General features: G+C 44.0%; 12 protein-coding genes. 2 read left to right on the top strand and 10 right to left on the bottom strand.

All coding sequences use genetic code 11. The features are described 5' to 3' along the window. Nucleotides 1-223: 223 nt before the first annotated feature. Both ACIQXQ_RS06440 and ACIQXQ_RS06435 read left to right on the top strand, forming a co-directional pair. Nucleotides 224-1,951, top strand: coding sequence for an Rqc2 family fibronectin-binding protein (locus ACIQXQ_RS06440; RefSeq protein ID WP_402956235.1), 1,728 nt, complete (start codon nt 224-226; stop codon nt 1,949-1,951). Between the two features lie 385 nt (nt 1,952-2,336). Next, nucleotides 2,337-3,086, top strand: a complete 750-nt coding sequence (locus tag ACIQXQ_RS06435) for an FxLYD domain-containing protein (RefSeq protein WP_402956233.1) — start codon at nt 2,337-2,339, stop codon at nt 3,084-3,086. Between the two features lie 265 nt (nt 3,087-3,351). Here the strand turns inward: ACIQXQ_RS06435 and pyrE are convergent, their stop codons facing one another. From pyrE to pyrR, 10 genes are all read right to left on the bottom strand, one after another. Further along, the gene (gene pyrE, locus ACIQXQ_RS06430) at nt 3,352-3,987 is read right to left on the bottom strand and encodes an orotate phosphoribosyltransferase (RefSeq protein WP_402868221.1); all 636 of its coding nucleotides are present in this window, start codon (nt 3,985-3,987) and stop codon (nt 3,352-3,354) included. Beyond that, nucleotides 3,981-4,697 (bottom strand): orotidine-5'-phosphate decarboxylase, encoded by a 717-nt coding sequence (gene pyrF / locus ACIQXQ_RS06425; protein WP_402868220.1) that lies wholly within the window; start codon nt 4,695-4,697, stop codon nt 3,981-3,983. The genes pyrE and pyrF overlap by 7 nt, the downstream gene beginning before the upstream one ends. Beyond that, on the bottom strand, nt 4,669-5,610 hold the full coding sequence (locus ACIQXQ_RS06420) for a dihydroorotate dehydrogenase (protein ID WP_402956231.1): 942 nt from the start codon (nt 5,608-5,610) through the stop codon (nt 4,669-4,671). Before ACIQXQ_RS06420 ends, pyrF begins: the two co-directional genes overlap by 29 nt. Continuing rightward, entirely contained in the window at nt 5,607-6,386 is a 780-nt protein-coding gene (locus tag ACIQXQ_RS06415) for a dihydroorotate dehydrogenase electron transfer subunit (protein ID WP_402956228.1), read from the bottom strand. The genes ACIQXQ_RS06420 and ACIQXQ_RS06415 overlap by 4 nt, the downstream gene beginning before the upstream one ends. Continuing rightward, entirely contained in the window at nt 6,383-9,589 is a 3,207-nt protein-coding gene (gene carB / locus ACIQXQ_RS06410; protein ID WP_402956225.1) for a carbamoyl-phosphate synthase large subunit, read from the bottom strand. Before carB ends, ACIQXQ_RS06415 begins: the two co-directional genes overlap by 4 nt. After that, nucleotides 9,568-10,674, bottom strand: a complete 1,107-nt coding sequence (locus ACIQXQ_RS06405) for a carbamoyl phosphate synthase small subunit (protein ID WP_402956223.1) — start codon at nt 10,672-10,674, stop codon at nt 9,568-9,570. Before ACIQXQ_RS06405 ends, carB begins: the two co-directional genes overlap by 22 nt. Further along, nucleotides 10,671-11,957, bottom strand: a complete 1,287-nt coding sequence (locus tag ACIQXQ_RS06400; RefSeq protein WP_402956221.1) for a dihydroorotase — start codon at nt 11,955-11,957, stop codon at nt 10,671-10,673. Before ACIQXQ_RS06400 ends, ACIQXQ_RS06405 begins: the two co-directional genes overlap by 4 nt. Next, nucleotides 11,920-12,855, bottom strand: a complete 936-nt coding sequence (locus ACIQXQ_RS06395) for an aspartate carbamoyltransferase catalytic subunit (RefSeq protein WP_402956219.1) — start codon at nt 12,853-12,855, stop codon at nt 11,920-11,922. The genes ACIQXQ_RS06400 and ACIQXQ_RS06395 overlap by 38 nt, the downstream gene beginning before the upstream one ends. A gap of 192 nt (nt 12,856-13,047) precedes the next feature. After that, nucleotides 13,048-14,337 carry a solute carrier family 23 protein gene (locus ACIQXQ_RS06390; protein ID WP_402956217.1) on the bottom strand — a complete coding sequence of 430 codons (1,290 nt, stop codon included), beginning with the start codon at nt 14,335-14,337 and terminating at the stop codon, nt 13,048-13,050. A gap of 176 nt (nt 14,338-14,513) precedes the next feature. Next, nucleotides 14,514-15,056, bottom strand: a complete 543-nt coding sequence (gene pyrR, locus ACIQXQ_RS06385) for a bifunctional pyr operon transcriptional regulator/uracil phosphoribosyltransferase PyrR (RefSeq protein ID WP_402868570.1) — start codon at nt 15,054-15,056, stop codon at nt 14,514-14,516. Between the last annotated feature and the right edge of the window lie 163 nt (nt 15,057-15,219).

Genomic DNA, 15,219 nt, shown 5'->3' with positions numbered 1-15,219 from the left:
ACTACATAAAACAACTGCTCTTCTTCCATGATTATTCAGACTCGTCCAAAAAAATGCTATAATTAATCTGAAATTGCACAAACGGATTATCCGACCTACCGATGGATTAATGAATGTCAGGAATAGACTCATTCCCATGTTTATTCCAGTAATATAGGCAACCATTTTAAAACGGCTATTGAAAGAGCCTTATAGAAAATCTTATGTAAAGGAAGTAAAATGAATGTCATTCGATGGATTATTCACGAAAGCGATAACGGAAGAAATCGCTTCTTTATTAAAAGGCGGGCGCATCAATAAAGTGCATCAGCCCTATAAAAACGAAATCATACTGGTGGTTCGGGCTGGAGGTAAAAATCAAAAGCTACTATTATCTGCACACCCGAGCTATTCAAGGGTACAGCTGACAGAAGAAAGCTATGAAAATCCGAAAGAGGCACCAATGTTCTGCATGCTGCTCAGGAAGCATCTGGAAGGATATACAATCGAGGACATCTATCAACATGAGCTAGATCGGATGATCATCCTCGAAGTGAAAGGTAGAAATGAACTGGGCGATGTTTCCCAGAAACAGCTAATCATCGAAATTATGGGTCGTCACAGCAATATCATCTTAGTTGATAAAGAGCGGAATATGATTTTAGACAGCATCAAACATGTATCACACGCTGTGAACAGCCACCGGGCGATATTACCTGGCCAGGAATACATTCTCCCCCCAGAACAGGAGAAGCAAAATCCATTTGACTCCACTGACGATGATATAAGGAAATCGCTGGACTTTAATGCTGGAAAGCTTGACCGTCAGCTAGTAGCCCATTTCTCAGGAGTTTCACCCCTAGTGGCTAAAGAGGCCGTTTACCGTGCTGGTTTGGCGAACAGTTCGACACTTCCACCTGCTTTCTCTAGCCTCATAAAAGAGATTGCAGATCGAGAGTATGTCCCGACCATCAAACAAGATGGCAGTAAAGAAGTTTTCTATATGCTTTCCCTGAATCACCTGACGGGTAAAGAAAGGTCATTTCCATCCTTAAGCGAGATGCTTGACCGCTATTACTTCGGGAAAGCCGAACGGGACCGCGTCAAGCAAAAGGGCCAGGATATAGAACGCTTCATTACGAATGAAATAGAAAAAAACTCAAAAAAAATCGGCAAATTGGAACGTACGCTAAAGGAAACGGAACGCGGGGAACAATACCAACTGTTCGGTGAATTGCTGACAGCCAACTTATATCAAATGAAAAAAGGCATGAAGGAAATCGAGGTCATCAATTATTACAATGAAGATCAAGAGACTGTCGTTATCCCGCTTAATCCATTAAAAAACCCATCTGATAATGCACAGAAGTACTTTTCAAAGTATCAAAAGTCCAAAAATGCGGTCGTTGTCGTCCAAGAGCAAATCGAAAAAGCCCAACTGGAATTGGCTTACTTTGAAGCCTTGCATCAGCAATTGCAGTCTGCCTCACCAAAAGATATCGAGGAAATACGCGAAGAACTACAAGAAGAAGGCTACATCCGCCAGAAAAAGAAAAAGGGCATGAAAAAACCTGCCAATGCCAAACCGCAGCTTGAGACTTATTACAGTAGTGATGGAGACCTCATATTTGTCGGGAAAAATAATAAGCAAAATGATTACTTGACGAATAAATTTGCCCGTCGTGATGAAATCTGGCTTCATACGAAGGATATTCCCGGCTCACATGTCGTGATTCGGAATGAATCACCAAGTGAAAATACGATAAAGGAAGCTGCCGCTTTAGCTGCATTCTTCAGCAAAGCCAAGCAATCAAGTTCGGTGCCTGTCGATTTCACCCATGTTCGCCATGTGAAGAAACCAAATGGATCGAAACCTGGGTTTGTCATCTATGAACAACAGCAAACCGTTTATGTTACCCCTGATGCCGATACGGTCATTTCTTTAAAAGAAGCGACACACGTAAAAGGATAAGTATTAATAAAAACAATACCCTGTGAACTGCACCCCGCTTGTTAGACATGACCTAACAAGCGGGGTGCAGTTTTTATTTTGGTTGAAGCATCATCTTAGAGATGGTAAAAGTGAAGAATATACTAATAGAAATCGTAAAGAGAAGGGCCCTTTTGATCTCATGAAAAAACGATGCCTTGAATGTCACCAGGTCGAAAGTCTTGTTAAATAGTAAAAACAAAAAATAAATACATATTTTAGAAATCAAGATGGAATAAATACCTATTCAAAGATCTATGCTTCTCTAGTCCATCATTTGTAAAGCACTGAAGGTTTGATTTTTTCAACCAAATCCGTAAAAACTATGGTAATATAGTTCCTGTTGTAAAAGGGAGGAATTATTTCAATGAAAAAAATATGGAGTATGAGTCTTTTGTTGGTGGTTTTACTATTGACTGCCTGTTCAGGTGAGGAACAAACTGTTTCAACTGAGAAAGGTTCTTCTACCAATACAAAAGCTGAACAAAAAGATAAAAAAGAAGCGAAAGTAGAAATAATGCAAGAAACATTCGGTGCTTGGAAAGATTCTATTGATTCTGTTTGGGTGAACTATTCTGCCGAAGTGAAAAATACCGGAAATGCCCCTGCTTCGTTAAGTGATATCCAAATTAATTTTGAAGGGGAAGACGGAAGCGTCCTTGGTACGGCCAGTATGATAACGGCTACACCTGATGTCATCATGCCAGGTGAAACGGCGTATATTGGTGAATCCACTATTTTAGATTCTGTGAAAGACCCTAAATTGGTCAATAAAGCGTATTCTAATATAGATTTCGATACAACAGATGAGGAACCAGCCTATTTAAAAACGGAAAATGTTAAGTTGAACGCTTTGAGCGGTGATTTTTCAGATAATCCTTATTCTGTCACAGGGAATGTGATAAATGACGGGGATGAAAAAGCGGATGACATTCGTTTGGCATCTGGTTTATATGATGGAGAAGGGAAATTGGTAGGCGTATTGAATGGTTCATTAGATATTGGGTTGAATGCAGGTGGAAAAACGGCATTCGAACTGAACTATCCAGAACTTCCAGCTACCGTCAAAGGAAAAGCGAAAGAAGTAAAAACTGTTGCTTACAGTTGGAAGTGGTAATTTAATAGTATAAAAAAGTGATAACTAGAATGTTTCCACATGAAACAAACTTTGGTACACCGCTTATATTAGTGGTGTGCTTTTTTATGTTAATACGAACCCTGATAACCCTCCTTTTACTTCCACCATAGCCAAAACTGCAATGGCATAGTATATGTGTCATGGGGGTACGGTACCAAAAAAGTATAAACAGCACCCCATATTCAGTAGAGAATACGTGGTGCTGTTTAAGCGTACCTATCAAACATCAACCCATTAGCTCTATTTATGCAGAAATCCAGGCGGAGTCTTCGGGATTTTCACGCCATTTTTTTAGCTTTTCCAGTTCCCCTGCAGTAATATAGCCTTTTTCATTAGCCACTTTAATCAATGAGGAATAATCACTTAAGGAGTAGTTCGTAATGTTTTCAGCAGTAAACTTTTCTTTTCCCTTTTCTAATTCGTATGTAAAGATGGAAACGACCCCAAGGACCTCGCATCCTGCTTTTCTAAGAGCGTCTACTGCCGTGATGACGCTACCGCCTGTAGATATTAAATCTTCAACGACAACCACTTTTTGACCTGACAAAGCACGCCCCTCAATTTGATTGCCCTTTCCGTGTTCCTTCGCTTTCGAGCGGACATAACACATCGACAAATCCATTTTATCACTCACCCAAGCGGCATGCGGTATTCCAGCCGTGGCGGTGCCAGCGATTAGCTCAGTATCCGGGAAGTTCTGTTCAATCAATCCTTTCAATCCCTCGGCGATTTCATTCCGAACCGCTGGATAGGAAAGGGTTAAACGATTATCGCAATAAATGGGTGACTTGATTCCAGATGCCCACGTGAATGGTTCATTTGGCTGTAGGAATACCGCTTTGATTTCTAAAAGTCGTTCTGCAATTAATTGGTTTAACATCGAATTCCCTCCCAAGATGCCTTCATGTCTAAATATGTTTGTAATGGATCTTTTGCAGATGTGATTGCTCTACCTACCACGATTGCATCGGACCCTATGATCCTTGCCTGCTCAGGAGTTGCTATTCTGTGTTGATCATGTGTTGGTCCACCTGCATTACGGATACCTGGCGTGACCGTCATAAATTGGTCGCTGATATGTTCATGGATTCTTCTTACTTCATGCGTCGAGCAGACAACACCATCAAGGCCGGCCTGGCCTGAGAGCTTTGCATAGTGCAGTACTGCATCTTCAAGTGTTCCGTTGATGTTTTGTTCGAGATTCATTTGTTCCTGTGACGTACTTGTCAATTGGGTCACCCCTATGCATAATGGGCGTTTTTTTCCGGTAGCCGTTCCACTATCAAGGCCTTCAAGTGCCGCTTCCATCATTCTGCTTCCGCCGGCCGCATGGACATTCACCATATCCACATTCAATGTAGCAAGCCCCCTCATTGCCATTTTGACCGTATTAGGGATATCATGAAGCTTCAAATCTAGAAAAATATCATGCCCTTGTTCTTTTACAAATGAAATGATTCCCGGTCCGTTCTGATAAAACAACTCCATCCCGACTTTAACTGCTAGTTTCTCCGATTGAAAATGTTGTAAAAATTGCTTCGTTTGAATCAGGCTAGGAAAATCAAGCGCGATTATTAACGATTGCTTCATTCTGCTTCCAACTCCTTCCGGTACATTGCGAAATATGCTCAAATCCTAACTCATCCAATAATTTGGGCAATTCTTCAATAATCGTCGGGCACACAAAGGGATCCACAAAGTTTGCTGTTCCCACCGCAACTGCGCTTGCACCTGCATAGAAAAATTCAATGACATCCTCCGCAGAAGAGATGCCGCCCATACCAATGATTGGAATCGAAACTTGCTGACTCACTTCATAAATCATCCTAAGTGCGACTGGTTTAATGGCAGGACCAGACAATCCACCAGTCTTGTTTGAAAGGATCGGCTGACCCGTTTTTAAATCCAACCGCATGCCGACTAGCGTATTGATCATTGTCAGACCGTCGGCCCCTCCCTCTTCAACCGCTGTGGCCATGGCTACAATATCGCTGACATTGGGAGAAAGCTTCACATAAACAGGGACCGAGGAAACTTCCTTTACTGCCTTAGTTACTTCCTTTGCAACTTCGGGAATCGTCCCAAAAGCGATGCCGCCTTCTTTCACATTCGGGCAGGAGATATTCAATTCAAGTGCCACGACATTCTCTGCCTTGCTTATGTCCCGGGCAACTTTCACATAATCGGCTATATGGGATCCGGCAATGTTTGCGATGATCGGCACATCATATTTATCGAGCCACGCCAATTCTTCACTGATGACTTTATCCAGACCCGGGTTTTGCAATCCGATTGCATTCAGCATCCCTGAGGAGGTTTCAGCGACACGCGGTGTCGGATTGCCAAAACGAGGCTCTGGTGTGGTCGCTTTAATCATGATGGCTCCCAATATATCCAAATCAAAGAACTGGCTGTATTCACGCCCGAATCCAAAACAGCCCGAAGCTGGCATGACCGGATTTTTTAAGTGTAAACCGGGTAGTTCTACCGATAATCTGCTCATAGTACCACCTCTCCTGAACGAAATACGGGTCCGTCACTGCATACCTTCTTATAACTAAAGCCTTCCGGATCGTCTGCAGTGTGACATACGCAGGCAAAACAAGCACCGATGCCACACCCCATCCTTTCCTCTAGCGATAGATAAAGTTTCTTGTCGCTATACCCCGCTTCCAACGCCTTCAACATCGGCGTTGGCCCGCAGGAAAAGACCGTTTCAAATTCCGCACCCAGCTTCTCGATTACCGTCGTAACGAATCCTTTTGTCCCATATGATCCATCTACCGTTGCAATATATGTCTCTCCTAATTCACTAAACTCTTCTTCATAAAAAACGGCAGCCATCGTTTGGAAACCAAGCACATGAATAACCCGAACGCCTCTGGCAACCAGCATTTTTGAGAGCTGGAACAGGGGAGGGACGCCTATCCCCCCACCGACCAACAATGCAATCTCCCCAGCTTTCGCTTCATCAACCGGAAAGCCGTTGCCAAGTGGGCCGAGAATATCTACCCCTTCCATCTGCTTCCGCTGGGACAATAATGTTGTTCCCTTCCCTTCAGCCCGGTAAATCATCGTGAATTCCTTTTTACTTTTATTGTAAGAAGAAATCGAAATCGGGCGTCTTAGCAGCGGCTCGGTACCTTCCGTCGGTTTAATTTGGACAAATTGCCCCGGCTGCTTCATTTCAGAAACTAACTCACCTTGTAGGGTTAGCTCAAAGATAGATGGAGCCAGCTCTTTATGTGTCAACACCTTCATTGTTTCCTTCTTGATCATGTATAGCTCACCTCACGACTTTTTTTCGTCTTTCCCATGGCTTCCGTCGAGAATGTCATGGATTCGATCACTCTTAAAATGGCTTCTGCTGTATCCAATGATGTCAAGCAGGTAACTCCATTTTCAACCGATTCACGTCGAATCCTGAACCCATCCCGCTCCGGTTGCTTCCCTTTTGTCAATGTATTGATGACGAACTGGGCTTCGCCATGACGGATGACATCCAACAGATTCCTGCCTTCTTCTCCGATTTTTCCTACGACAGCAGTTGGGATGCCCGACTCTTCCAGCATATTCGCCGTTCCACTTGTGGCAATTAGCTTGAAGCCGATGTTATGGAAGCGTCTGGCTAATTGAAGTGCTTCCTGCTTATCTTTATCCGATATGGTTAACAAGACCGTTCCATGGCTTTGTATGGTAAAGCCGGAAGCGACAAGTCCTTTGTATAGGGCCTTTTCAAGTGTACTATCTTTCCCCATGACTTCCCCAGTCGATTTCATTTCAGGCCCGAGTGATATGTCCACTCCTCTCAATTTAGCAAAAGAGAAGACAGGCACTTTTACATAGACCCCGGTTTGTTCGGGAACCATTCCTGACTGATACCCGTGACTTTCAAGGCTTTGTCCCAGAATCACCTTTGTTGCGAGGTTCGCCATGGGTACATTTGTGATTTTACTTAAGAATGGTACCGTACGACTTGAACGTGGATTCACTTCAATGACATACACTTCGTCATTACTGATGACATATTGGATGTTCAGCAAACCAATGATTTTCAATCCTTTTGCCAATCTGGTGGTGTAATCGATGATCACTTCTTTTTGCTTATCCGTCAGGCTTTGGGGCGGATAGACGGCAATCGAATCGCCCGAATGAACCCCTGCCCGTTCGATATGTTCCATGATTCCAGGGATGACCACGGTCTTGCCATCCGAAATGCCGTCGACCTCCACTTCTTTACCCGTTAGATACCGATCGATCAGTACCGGGTGTTCCGGATTGATTTTCACCGCATTTTTCATGTAATGCAGCAACTCTTCTTGTTTGTAGACAATTTCCATCGCCCTTCCTCCGAGTACATAGGAAGGCCTTACTAAAACCGGGTATCCGATATCTTCAGCAATGATGATCGCTTCTTCGACGGACGTGGCCGTTTTCCCTTTAGGCTGTGGAATGCCCATTTCTTGGAGCGCTGTCTCAAATTTGTTTCGATTCTCCGCACGGTCCAGGTCTTCTAAAGAGGTACCGAGTATTTTTACACCCCGATGAACTAATCCCTCTGCAAGATTGATGGCGGTCTGCCCGCCAAATTGGACGATGACCCCTTCTGGTTTCTCCAAGTCGATGACATGCATCACATCTTCAAGTGTCAACGGCTCGAAGTAAAGCTTATCGGAAATACTGAAATCTGTTGATACCGTTTCAGGATTATTATTGATGATGATTGCTTCATAGCCCGCTTCCTTAATGGCCCACACGGAATGTACGGTCGCATAGTCGAACTCTACACCTTGACCAATTCGGATCGGACCAGACCCCAGTACGATGACGCTTTTTTTATCCGTTACCACCGATTCGTTTTCCTCTTCATACGTTCCGTAAAAATACGGCGTTTCTGATTCGAATTCTGCGGCACAAGTATCAACCATTTTATAGACTGGTATGATTCCATGCTGTTTTCGATATTCATATACATTGATTTCAGCGACTTCCCAGATTTCCGAAATGGTTTTGTCGGAAAAGCCAAGCTCTTTAGCCTTCTGCAGGACTTCCGTGTCATAAATATGAGTACGTAACTCTTGTTCAAAGTCGATGATTTTCTTCAGTTTATGAAGGAAGAATAAATCGATTTGACTCCATTCGTGAATGGTTTCAATCGTTTTTCCTCTTCTTAATGCCTCACCGATATAGAATAACCGTTCATCTCCCGCTTTCCGGATTCTTTTTTCAATTAATTCATCATTGAAATTCTCACTCAACTCGAGGTGAAATACCCCGGCTTCAAGGGAACGAACAGCTTTAAGTATCGATTCCTCGAATGTTCGGCCAATCGCCATGACTTCTCCAGTTGCTTTCATTTGCGTGCCGAGTCTACGGTTGGCACTTTCAAATTTATCGAACGGCCACCGAGGGATTTTCGTGACGACATAATCTAGCGCCGGTTCGAAGCTGGCATACGTTTTGCCCGTAACAGGGTTCATCATTTCATCTAGCGTCAAACCGACTGCAATCTTAGCCGCAAGTTTGGCTATCGGGTATCCTGTCGCTTTCGATGCGAGTGCCGATGAACGGCTTACCCGTGGATTGACTTCAATCACATAGTATTGGTAGCTATCTGGGTCAAGGGCCAGCTGAACATTACAACCACCCTCGATTTTCAAGGCACGAATGATTTTCAATGAAGTGTTCCTAAGCATTTGGTACTCTCGGTCACTTAGCGTTTGACTTGGTGCCGCAACAATCGAATCACCTGTATGTACACCGACTGGATCGAAGTTCTCCATATTACATACGACTATCGCATTATCATTGGAGTCTCGCATCACTTCATATTCCACTTCTTTAAAACCGGCAATGCTCTTCTCAAGAAGGCATTGATGGACAGGGCTGCTTTTCAAGCCGCCTTCAACAATCTCAATCAATTGCTCTTCGTCTTCACAGATCCCGCCTCCTGTTCCCCCCAATGTGAACGCGGGGCGAACGATGACTGGATAGCCGACTCGTTCCACGAACGCATAGGCCTCATCTAAATTATGTATAATGTCGCTATCCGGAACCGGCTCATCGAGTTCATTCATTAACGTGCGGAACAAATCCCTATCTTCCGCTTGTTGAATGGCAGAAAGTTTCGTGCCCAGAATCTGGACATTGCATTCTTCCAATATCCCCGCATTGGCCAATTCTACGGCCATATTCAATCCCGTCTGTCCGCCCAAAGTCGGAAGCAAGGCATCCGGACGCTCTTTGCGGATGATTTTACTAACAAATTCCAGGGTGATCGGTTCGATATAAACCGCATCAGCCATTTCACTGTCGGTCATGATCGTCGCGGGGTTTGAGTTGATCAGAATTACCCGGTAGCCCTCTTCTTTTAATGCGATGCATGCTTGAGTTCCTGCATAATCGAACTCAGCGGCCTGGCCGATTACGATTGGACCAGAACCAATAACTAAGATGCTTTTTATATCTGTGCGTTTTGGCATGTTTCTTCCCCCTTTGTAGTGGCAACTTCAATGTTCCGTAAAAATTCATCGAAAAGATAATTGGCGTCTTCCGGTCCTGGTGACGCCTCCGGATGGTACTGAACCGTAAAGGCCGGGTAATGTTTATGGCGTAAACCTTCGATGGTATCATCATTCAAGGCAGTATGTGTAACGGTAAGGTCGGTATGTTCGATTGAATCCGTTTCGACTGTGTAACCGTGATTTTGCGAAGTAATGGACACTTTTCCCGTACGAAGATCCTTTACTGGATGGTTGGATCCGCGATGACCGAATTTTAGTTTGTCTGTATCTGCCCCGTTTGCAAGCGCGAACAGCTGATGGCCCAGGCAAATTCCGAATAGTGGGACTTCTTTCTGGATTGTCCGAATCATTTCTAACGTTTCCCGAACGCTTTTTGGGTCTCCAGGTCCATTGGACAGCATCACTCCATCCGGATGATAGTTCATGATCTCCTGTGCCGTGATGTTATAAGGAACGACCACGACGTCACACCCACGTTTCGTCAACTCTCGTAAAATACCATGCTTCATTCCGTAGTCGACTAGAACCACTCGCGGTCCCCTACCTGGACTTGAGTAGGCCGTTTTAGTAGATACCTGTTTCACTTGAGTGGTCGGGAGTACCGTTGCTTTAAGCTGGGCAATAACCTCATCGGCCTTCTTATTCATATTACAGAGCGCCCCTTTAAGAGCACCTGTCTTTCTGATGATCCTTGTCAGCTTTCTCGTGTCAATCCCGGAGATTCCAGGGATATTCTTCATTTTCAAATAGTCATCAAGTGATAATTGGTTGCGCCAGTTAGAAGGAAATTCTGCAGTTTCCTTCACGACGAATCCCGCTATGGCTGGATTGATCGATTCAAAATCGTCTCGGTTGATTCCATAGTTCCCAATTAGCGGATATGTCAAAGTAACAATTTGACCACAATAAGATGGATCAGATAAAATTTCTTGATAGCCTGTCATCCCTGTGTTAAATACGACTTCCCCGATTTTCTCCACGTCTCCACCGAATGCTTTGCCAATGAAAACCGTACCATCTTCTAAAATAAGCTGTCTTTTCATCCCTGAACACGTCCTTTTTCCCAAGCTAACTTTCCTTCTGAAATCGTCATGACCGGCCACCCCTGACATTTCTTGTCATGGAAAGGTGTATTTTTTCCCTTTGAAGCGAATTCTTCTTTATTGATCACCTGTTTTGCATTCAAATCGATTAACGTGATATCCGCCACAGCTCCTTCTTTTAGTTGGCCGAATGGAAGCGAGAAGCAATCAGCTGGTTTGATGGTCAGGAAGTCTACCAACTGTTTCAGAGTGATGATTTCTTTTTTGACCAATTCCGTATAAAGCAGCGGGAAGGCCGTTTCTAGACCTACAATTCCGAATGGAGCAAGCTGCATGCTTTGCTCTTTTTCCTCGACGCTATGAGGGGCATGGTCTGTTGCGATGAAATCGATGGTTCCATCAAGCAAGCCTTCAATTAAAGCATCACGATCTTCGCGTCCCCTTAAAGGAGGGTTCATTTTATAATTCGTATCAAGCCCTGGTATATCATCTTCTGAAAGTAATAGATGATGTGGGGTCACTTCCGCAGTGACTTTGATACCGGCACGTTTAGCGTCTCTTACGGTTCTTACCGATTCTTTCGTTGATATATGGCAGACGTGGTAATGGCAGCCTGCCGCTTCCGCAAGCAATATGTCACGGGCAATATGTACAGCTTCGCATACAGAAGGAATTCCATTGATTCCATTTTCTTTGGAGAATCTCCCCTCATGAACGGAGCCTTTATTGATTAAGCTATTATCTTCACAATGGGCGACCACAGCCATATCAATGGCAGCTGCCCGCTTCATCGCTTCAAGCATCATTCCTGCCTCCTGAATGCCAACACCATCATCCGTAAAGGCGAATGCCCCTGTCTTCTTCAGTGCTGAAAAATCAGTCAGCTCCTTGCCAGCTTCTCTAATCGTGATCGAAGCATAGGGCAACACGCGAACATGTGCCGTTTCTTCAATTTTTTTATTCAACGCCCCAAGGTGCTCCACAGTATCAGGTACAGGTCTTGTATTGGGCATGGCTGCTACTGTCGTAAAGCCACCTCTGGCCGCCGCCAAGGTTCCCGTTTCAATGGTTTCTTTATGTTCTCCCCCCGGCTCACGTAAATGTACATGAAGATCTATGAATCCTGCTGTAACAAGCAGCCCATCAGCATCTACTACTTTACTATCTTCCGTAGCCAGGTCCTCCCCTATTTTCGTGATGAACCTTCCCTCTATTTCTATATCTGCTTTCTTGAATTGATTTTGATTATCTAGCAATACTCCATTTTTGATGACAGTTTTCATGAGTGTTTCCTCCCTTATTTTTTTCAAGCACATTTTTTAACACAGCCATTCTGATAAAAACGCCATTTTGCATTTGTTTAAAGATTCTTGAGCGGCTGCATTCGACCAAATCACTGTCAATCTCAACTCCGCGGTTAATGGGGGCTGGATGCATGATGATGGCACATGGTTTCATCGTTTTTTCACGAATCTTATTCAAGCCAAACCTTTTCAAATACTCTCCATTTTCCACGTCATATTTATCACTATGCCTTTCATGTTGAATTCGGAGCAACATGACCACATCCGCTGTCGCTACAGCTTGATCGATATCTTCGTATTTCGCCAATCCATTGTTTACGTCAAACCATTCGGGAGGACCTGAGAATACAACTTCTGCACCTAGGCGAGTGAGTGCGTCTGCATTGGATTTAGCCACACGGCTATGCCTCACATCCCCAATAATCGAAATTTTCAGACCTTTAAAACTAGTAAACTCTTGCTTTATCGTCAATAAATCGAGCAGAGACTGTGTCGGATGATTTCCGCAACCATCACCCGCATTGATGATGGGGATATGTAATTTGCCTCTCAACTCATCAAAGTAGTTGTCCTGCTCATGACGGATGATGAGGGCTTTGACTCCAATGGATTCAAATGTTTTCGCTGTGTCGTATAAGGTTTCTCCTTTTAACACGGATGATGTTCCCGCATCAAAAGGAATGACCTCAAGTCCTAATTTCCTTTCAGCCATTTCAAAACTTGATTTGGTTCGCGTGCTTGGCTCAAAGAACAGATTGGCGACCATCGTCTGCTGCATAGGCATCCAGTTCGTTCCATTGGCAAACCCCTCTGCCTCGTATAAGATCGTTTCGATTTCAGTTAAAGATAGCTCATTCATCGTCAATAATTTTTTCATCATTCCTGCTCCTTTCACAATCTTTTTTTGTGATGCGGGGCATAAAAAAAGCCCCGTCATTTAAGGACAGGGTGAAGGTCATAAAGACTTGGAGTACTCGGGAAATTCCCCATTTCCTTTCCTCTTCCGTCTTTACTGCAACACCCTTCTAAGTCTCTCTGGACTTCTTTTAAAAGGTGATTTATTTAATGTTTATTTTTCAAAGATGTTTCCGGTCACTTTTTCTCTGTCCGGCAATACCAAGTTAAGTACAATCCCCACTATTGCTGATAGCGCCATTCCGGATAAAGAAACATTTGCGGATAATTGTACGAATGCTCCACCAATCCCAATTACTAAGATGACCGAAGCAATCATCAAATTACGTTTTTTATCAAAATCCACTTTATTATCAATCAACATCCTTAAACCGCTTGAAGCGATGATACCAAAGAGAAGAATGGAAATCCCCCCCATGACGGCCGTTGGTATTGATCCGATCACCGCTGAAATCTTCCCGTTGAAACCGAAGATCATAGCAGTCAAAGCCGCACCACCGATGATGTAGACGCTAAATGCCTTTGTCATCGTCAGGACCCCGATATTTTCTCCATACGATGTAAGTGGCGGTCCCCCGATAATGGAACCGATCATGATGCCTGCGCCGTCACCAAGGATGGATCGATGTAAACCCGGCTTTTCCAAAAAGTTTCTACCTACCACTTTACTTAATACCATTTGGTGTCCGATATGTTCAGATAAGGTGACGATGGCGACCGGGACCATGATGGCGATGACTTCCCATGAAAAGGTGGGTGTATAGGTTATTCCAGGAATCATGAATTCCGGCATTTCCCACCATTTTGCCGTTTCAATCGGTCCATAATCGATAATGCCTGCAATTGCCGAGCAGCCATATCCGACTATGATCCCCATCAATATTGGAATCAGGTTAAGGAAGCCTTTAAATAACACGTTACAGATAATCGTAGCTGCCAAGGTGATGAGTGCTATGATGATGTAAGTAACGCTGTACTTGTCTTGCGGATCATACATGGCCATGTCAACTGCTGTCCCAGCGAGGCTCAGCCCGATTACTATAATGACGGGACCGACGACCACCGGTGGCAATAGAACCATCAACCAGCGTAAACCGACTTTATGAATGACCAACGCCACTATTCCATATATGAGTCCTGCTACAAAACAGCCGATCATGGCCGCTTCCGGTCCACCAAGTGACTTGGCCGCGATTATGGGTGCTATGAAAGCAAATGATGAACCAAGATAAGCAGGGATTTGGCCTCTCGTAATCAATAAGTATGATAATGTCCCTACCCCACTGGAAACCAATGCTACTGCAGGGCTCAGACCGACCAGGAATGGCACTAGCACCGTTGAACCAAACATCGCAAACAGGTGCTGGATGCTTAATGTCACCCATTGACCAAACCTTGGTACGTCTTCCACGTCGAGGATGATGTCTTTTATTTCGTCTTCCATTTCTTTTCCCCCTATGAACATTGCATCTAAGCCACAAAAAAAACCCTCTTTGCAGCATATACAAAGAGGGTTTCACGGATGGGCCTGCCCTATACCTGTCAGGCTAAGGTCCCTTTCCATTTCACTCCCTTTGCCGGCCTCTCTGGACCGTTTTTAAAAGGGCAATATTTAATTTATCATTTCGCTAGTATGGTGACTTGATCGAGCTCGTCAACTTCCGTTAAAGTGACCGTAATCTTCTCGGATTGTGAAGTTGGAATATTTTTACCGACATAATCGGCACGGATTGGAAGTTCCCTATGGCCTCTATCAACTAATACAGCAAGTTGGATTTGCGAAGGTCTTCCCATATCCACCAAAGCATCCATAGCAGCTCTTACGGTTCTTCCCGTAAATAGTACATCGTCCACTAAGATGATTTTCTTATCAGTTATTGGGACCGGAATGTCCGAGCCTTTTACAACCGGTTCACCATCGTTCGTCTTTTTCGATAAATCATCACGATAAAGCGTTATGTCTAATTCACCTAATTGAATTACTTTATTTTCTATTTCACCGATGCGCTTGGCAAGTCGATCAGCAAGGAAGATCCCCCGGGTCCTAATCCCGATTAAGACACAATCCTCAATCCCTTTATTCTTTTCAATAATCTCATGTGCAATTCTCGTCAAGGCTCTGCTGATGGCCTTTTCATCGAGCACGATTGCTTTCTCATTCAAATGGACCACCTCAATTTCTTTTGAACTGTGAGAGCTCTCCTTCAACAAAAAATCCTCACACCAAGAAGGTGTGAGGATTTTTCTACAAAAGGGTATATGTTCCCCTTTTGCTATCCGTTTCCTTCTCAGTCTCTCTGGACTGTGTTAAAGGTTCTCATTAAGT

Source organism: Peribacillus sp. NPDC097198, from assembly GCF_044762055.1.
In the GTDB taxonomy this organism is placed as follows: Bacteria; Bacillota; Bacilli; order Bacillales; family DSM-1321; genus Peribacillus.
The sequence above is the reverse complement of the archived record's forward strand: the minus strand, read 5'-3'. Positions and strand labels throughout refer to the sequence as shown.

Coding starts and splice junctions, on each gene's coding strand:
- ACIQXQ_RS06435 (WP_402956233.1), top strand. CDS start 2,337: ATGAAAAAAATATGGAGTATGAGTCTTTTGTTGGTGGTTTTACTATTG.
- ACIQXQ_RS06420 (WP_402956231.1), bottom strand. CDS start 5,610: ATGAGCAGATTATCGGTAGAACTACCCGGTTTACACTTAAAAAATCCG.
- ACIQXQ_RS06400 (WP_402956221.1), bottom strand. CDS start 11,957: ATGAAAACTGTCATCAAAAATGGAGTATTGCTAGATAATCAAAATCAA.
- ACIQXQ_RS06390 (WP_402956217.1), bottom strand. CDS start 14,337: ATGGAAGACGAAATAAAAGACATCATCCTCGACGTGGAAGACGTACCA.
- ACIQXQ_RS06405 (WP_402956223.1), bottom strand. CDS start 10,674: ATGAAAAGACAGCTTATTTTAGAAGATGGTACGGTTTTCATTGGCAAA.
- ACIQXQ_RS06440 (WP_402956235.1), top strand. CDS start 224: ATGTCATTCGATGGATTATTCACGAAAGCGATAACGGAAGAAATCGCT.
- ACIQXQ_RS06395 (WP_402956219.1), bottom strand. CDS start 12,855: ATGAAAAAATTATTGACGATGAATGAGCTATCTTTAACTGAAATCGAA.
- ACIQXQ_RS06415 (WP_402956228.1), bottom strand. CDS start 6,386: ATGATCAAGAAGGAAACAATGAAGGTGTTGACACATAAAGAGCTGGCT.
- carB (WP_402956225.1), bottom strand. CDS start 9,589: ATGCCAAAACGCACAGATATAAAAAGCATCTTAGTTATTGGTTCTGGT.
- pyrE (WP_402868221.1), bottom strand. CDS start 3,987: ATGTTAAACCAATTAATTGCAGAACGACTTTTAGAAATCAAAGCGGTA.
- pyrF (WP_402868220.1), bottom strand. CDS start 4,697: ATGAAGCAATCGTTAATAATCGCGCTTGATTTTCCTAGCCTGATTCAA.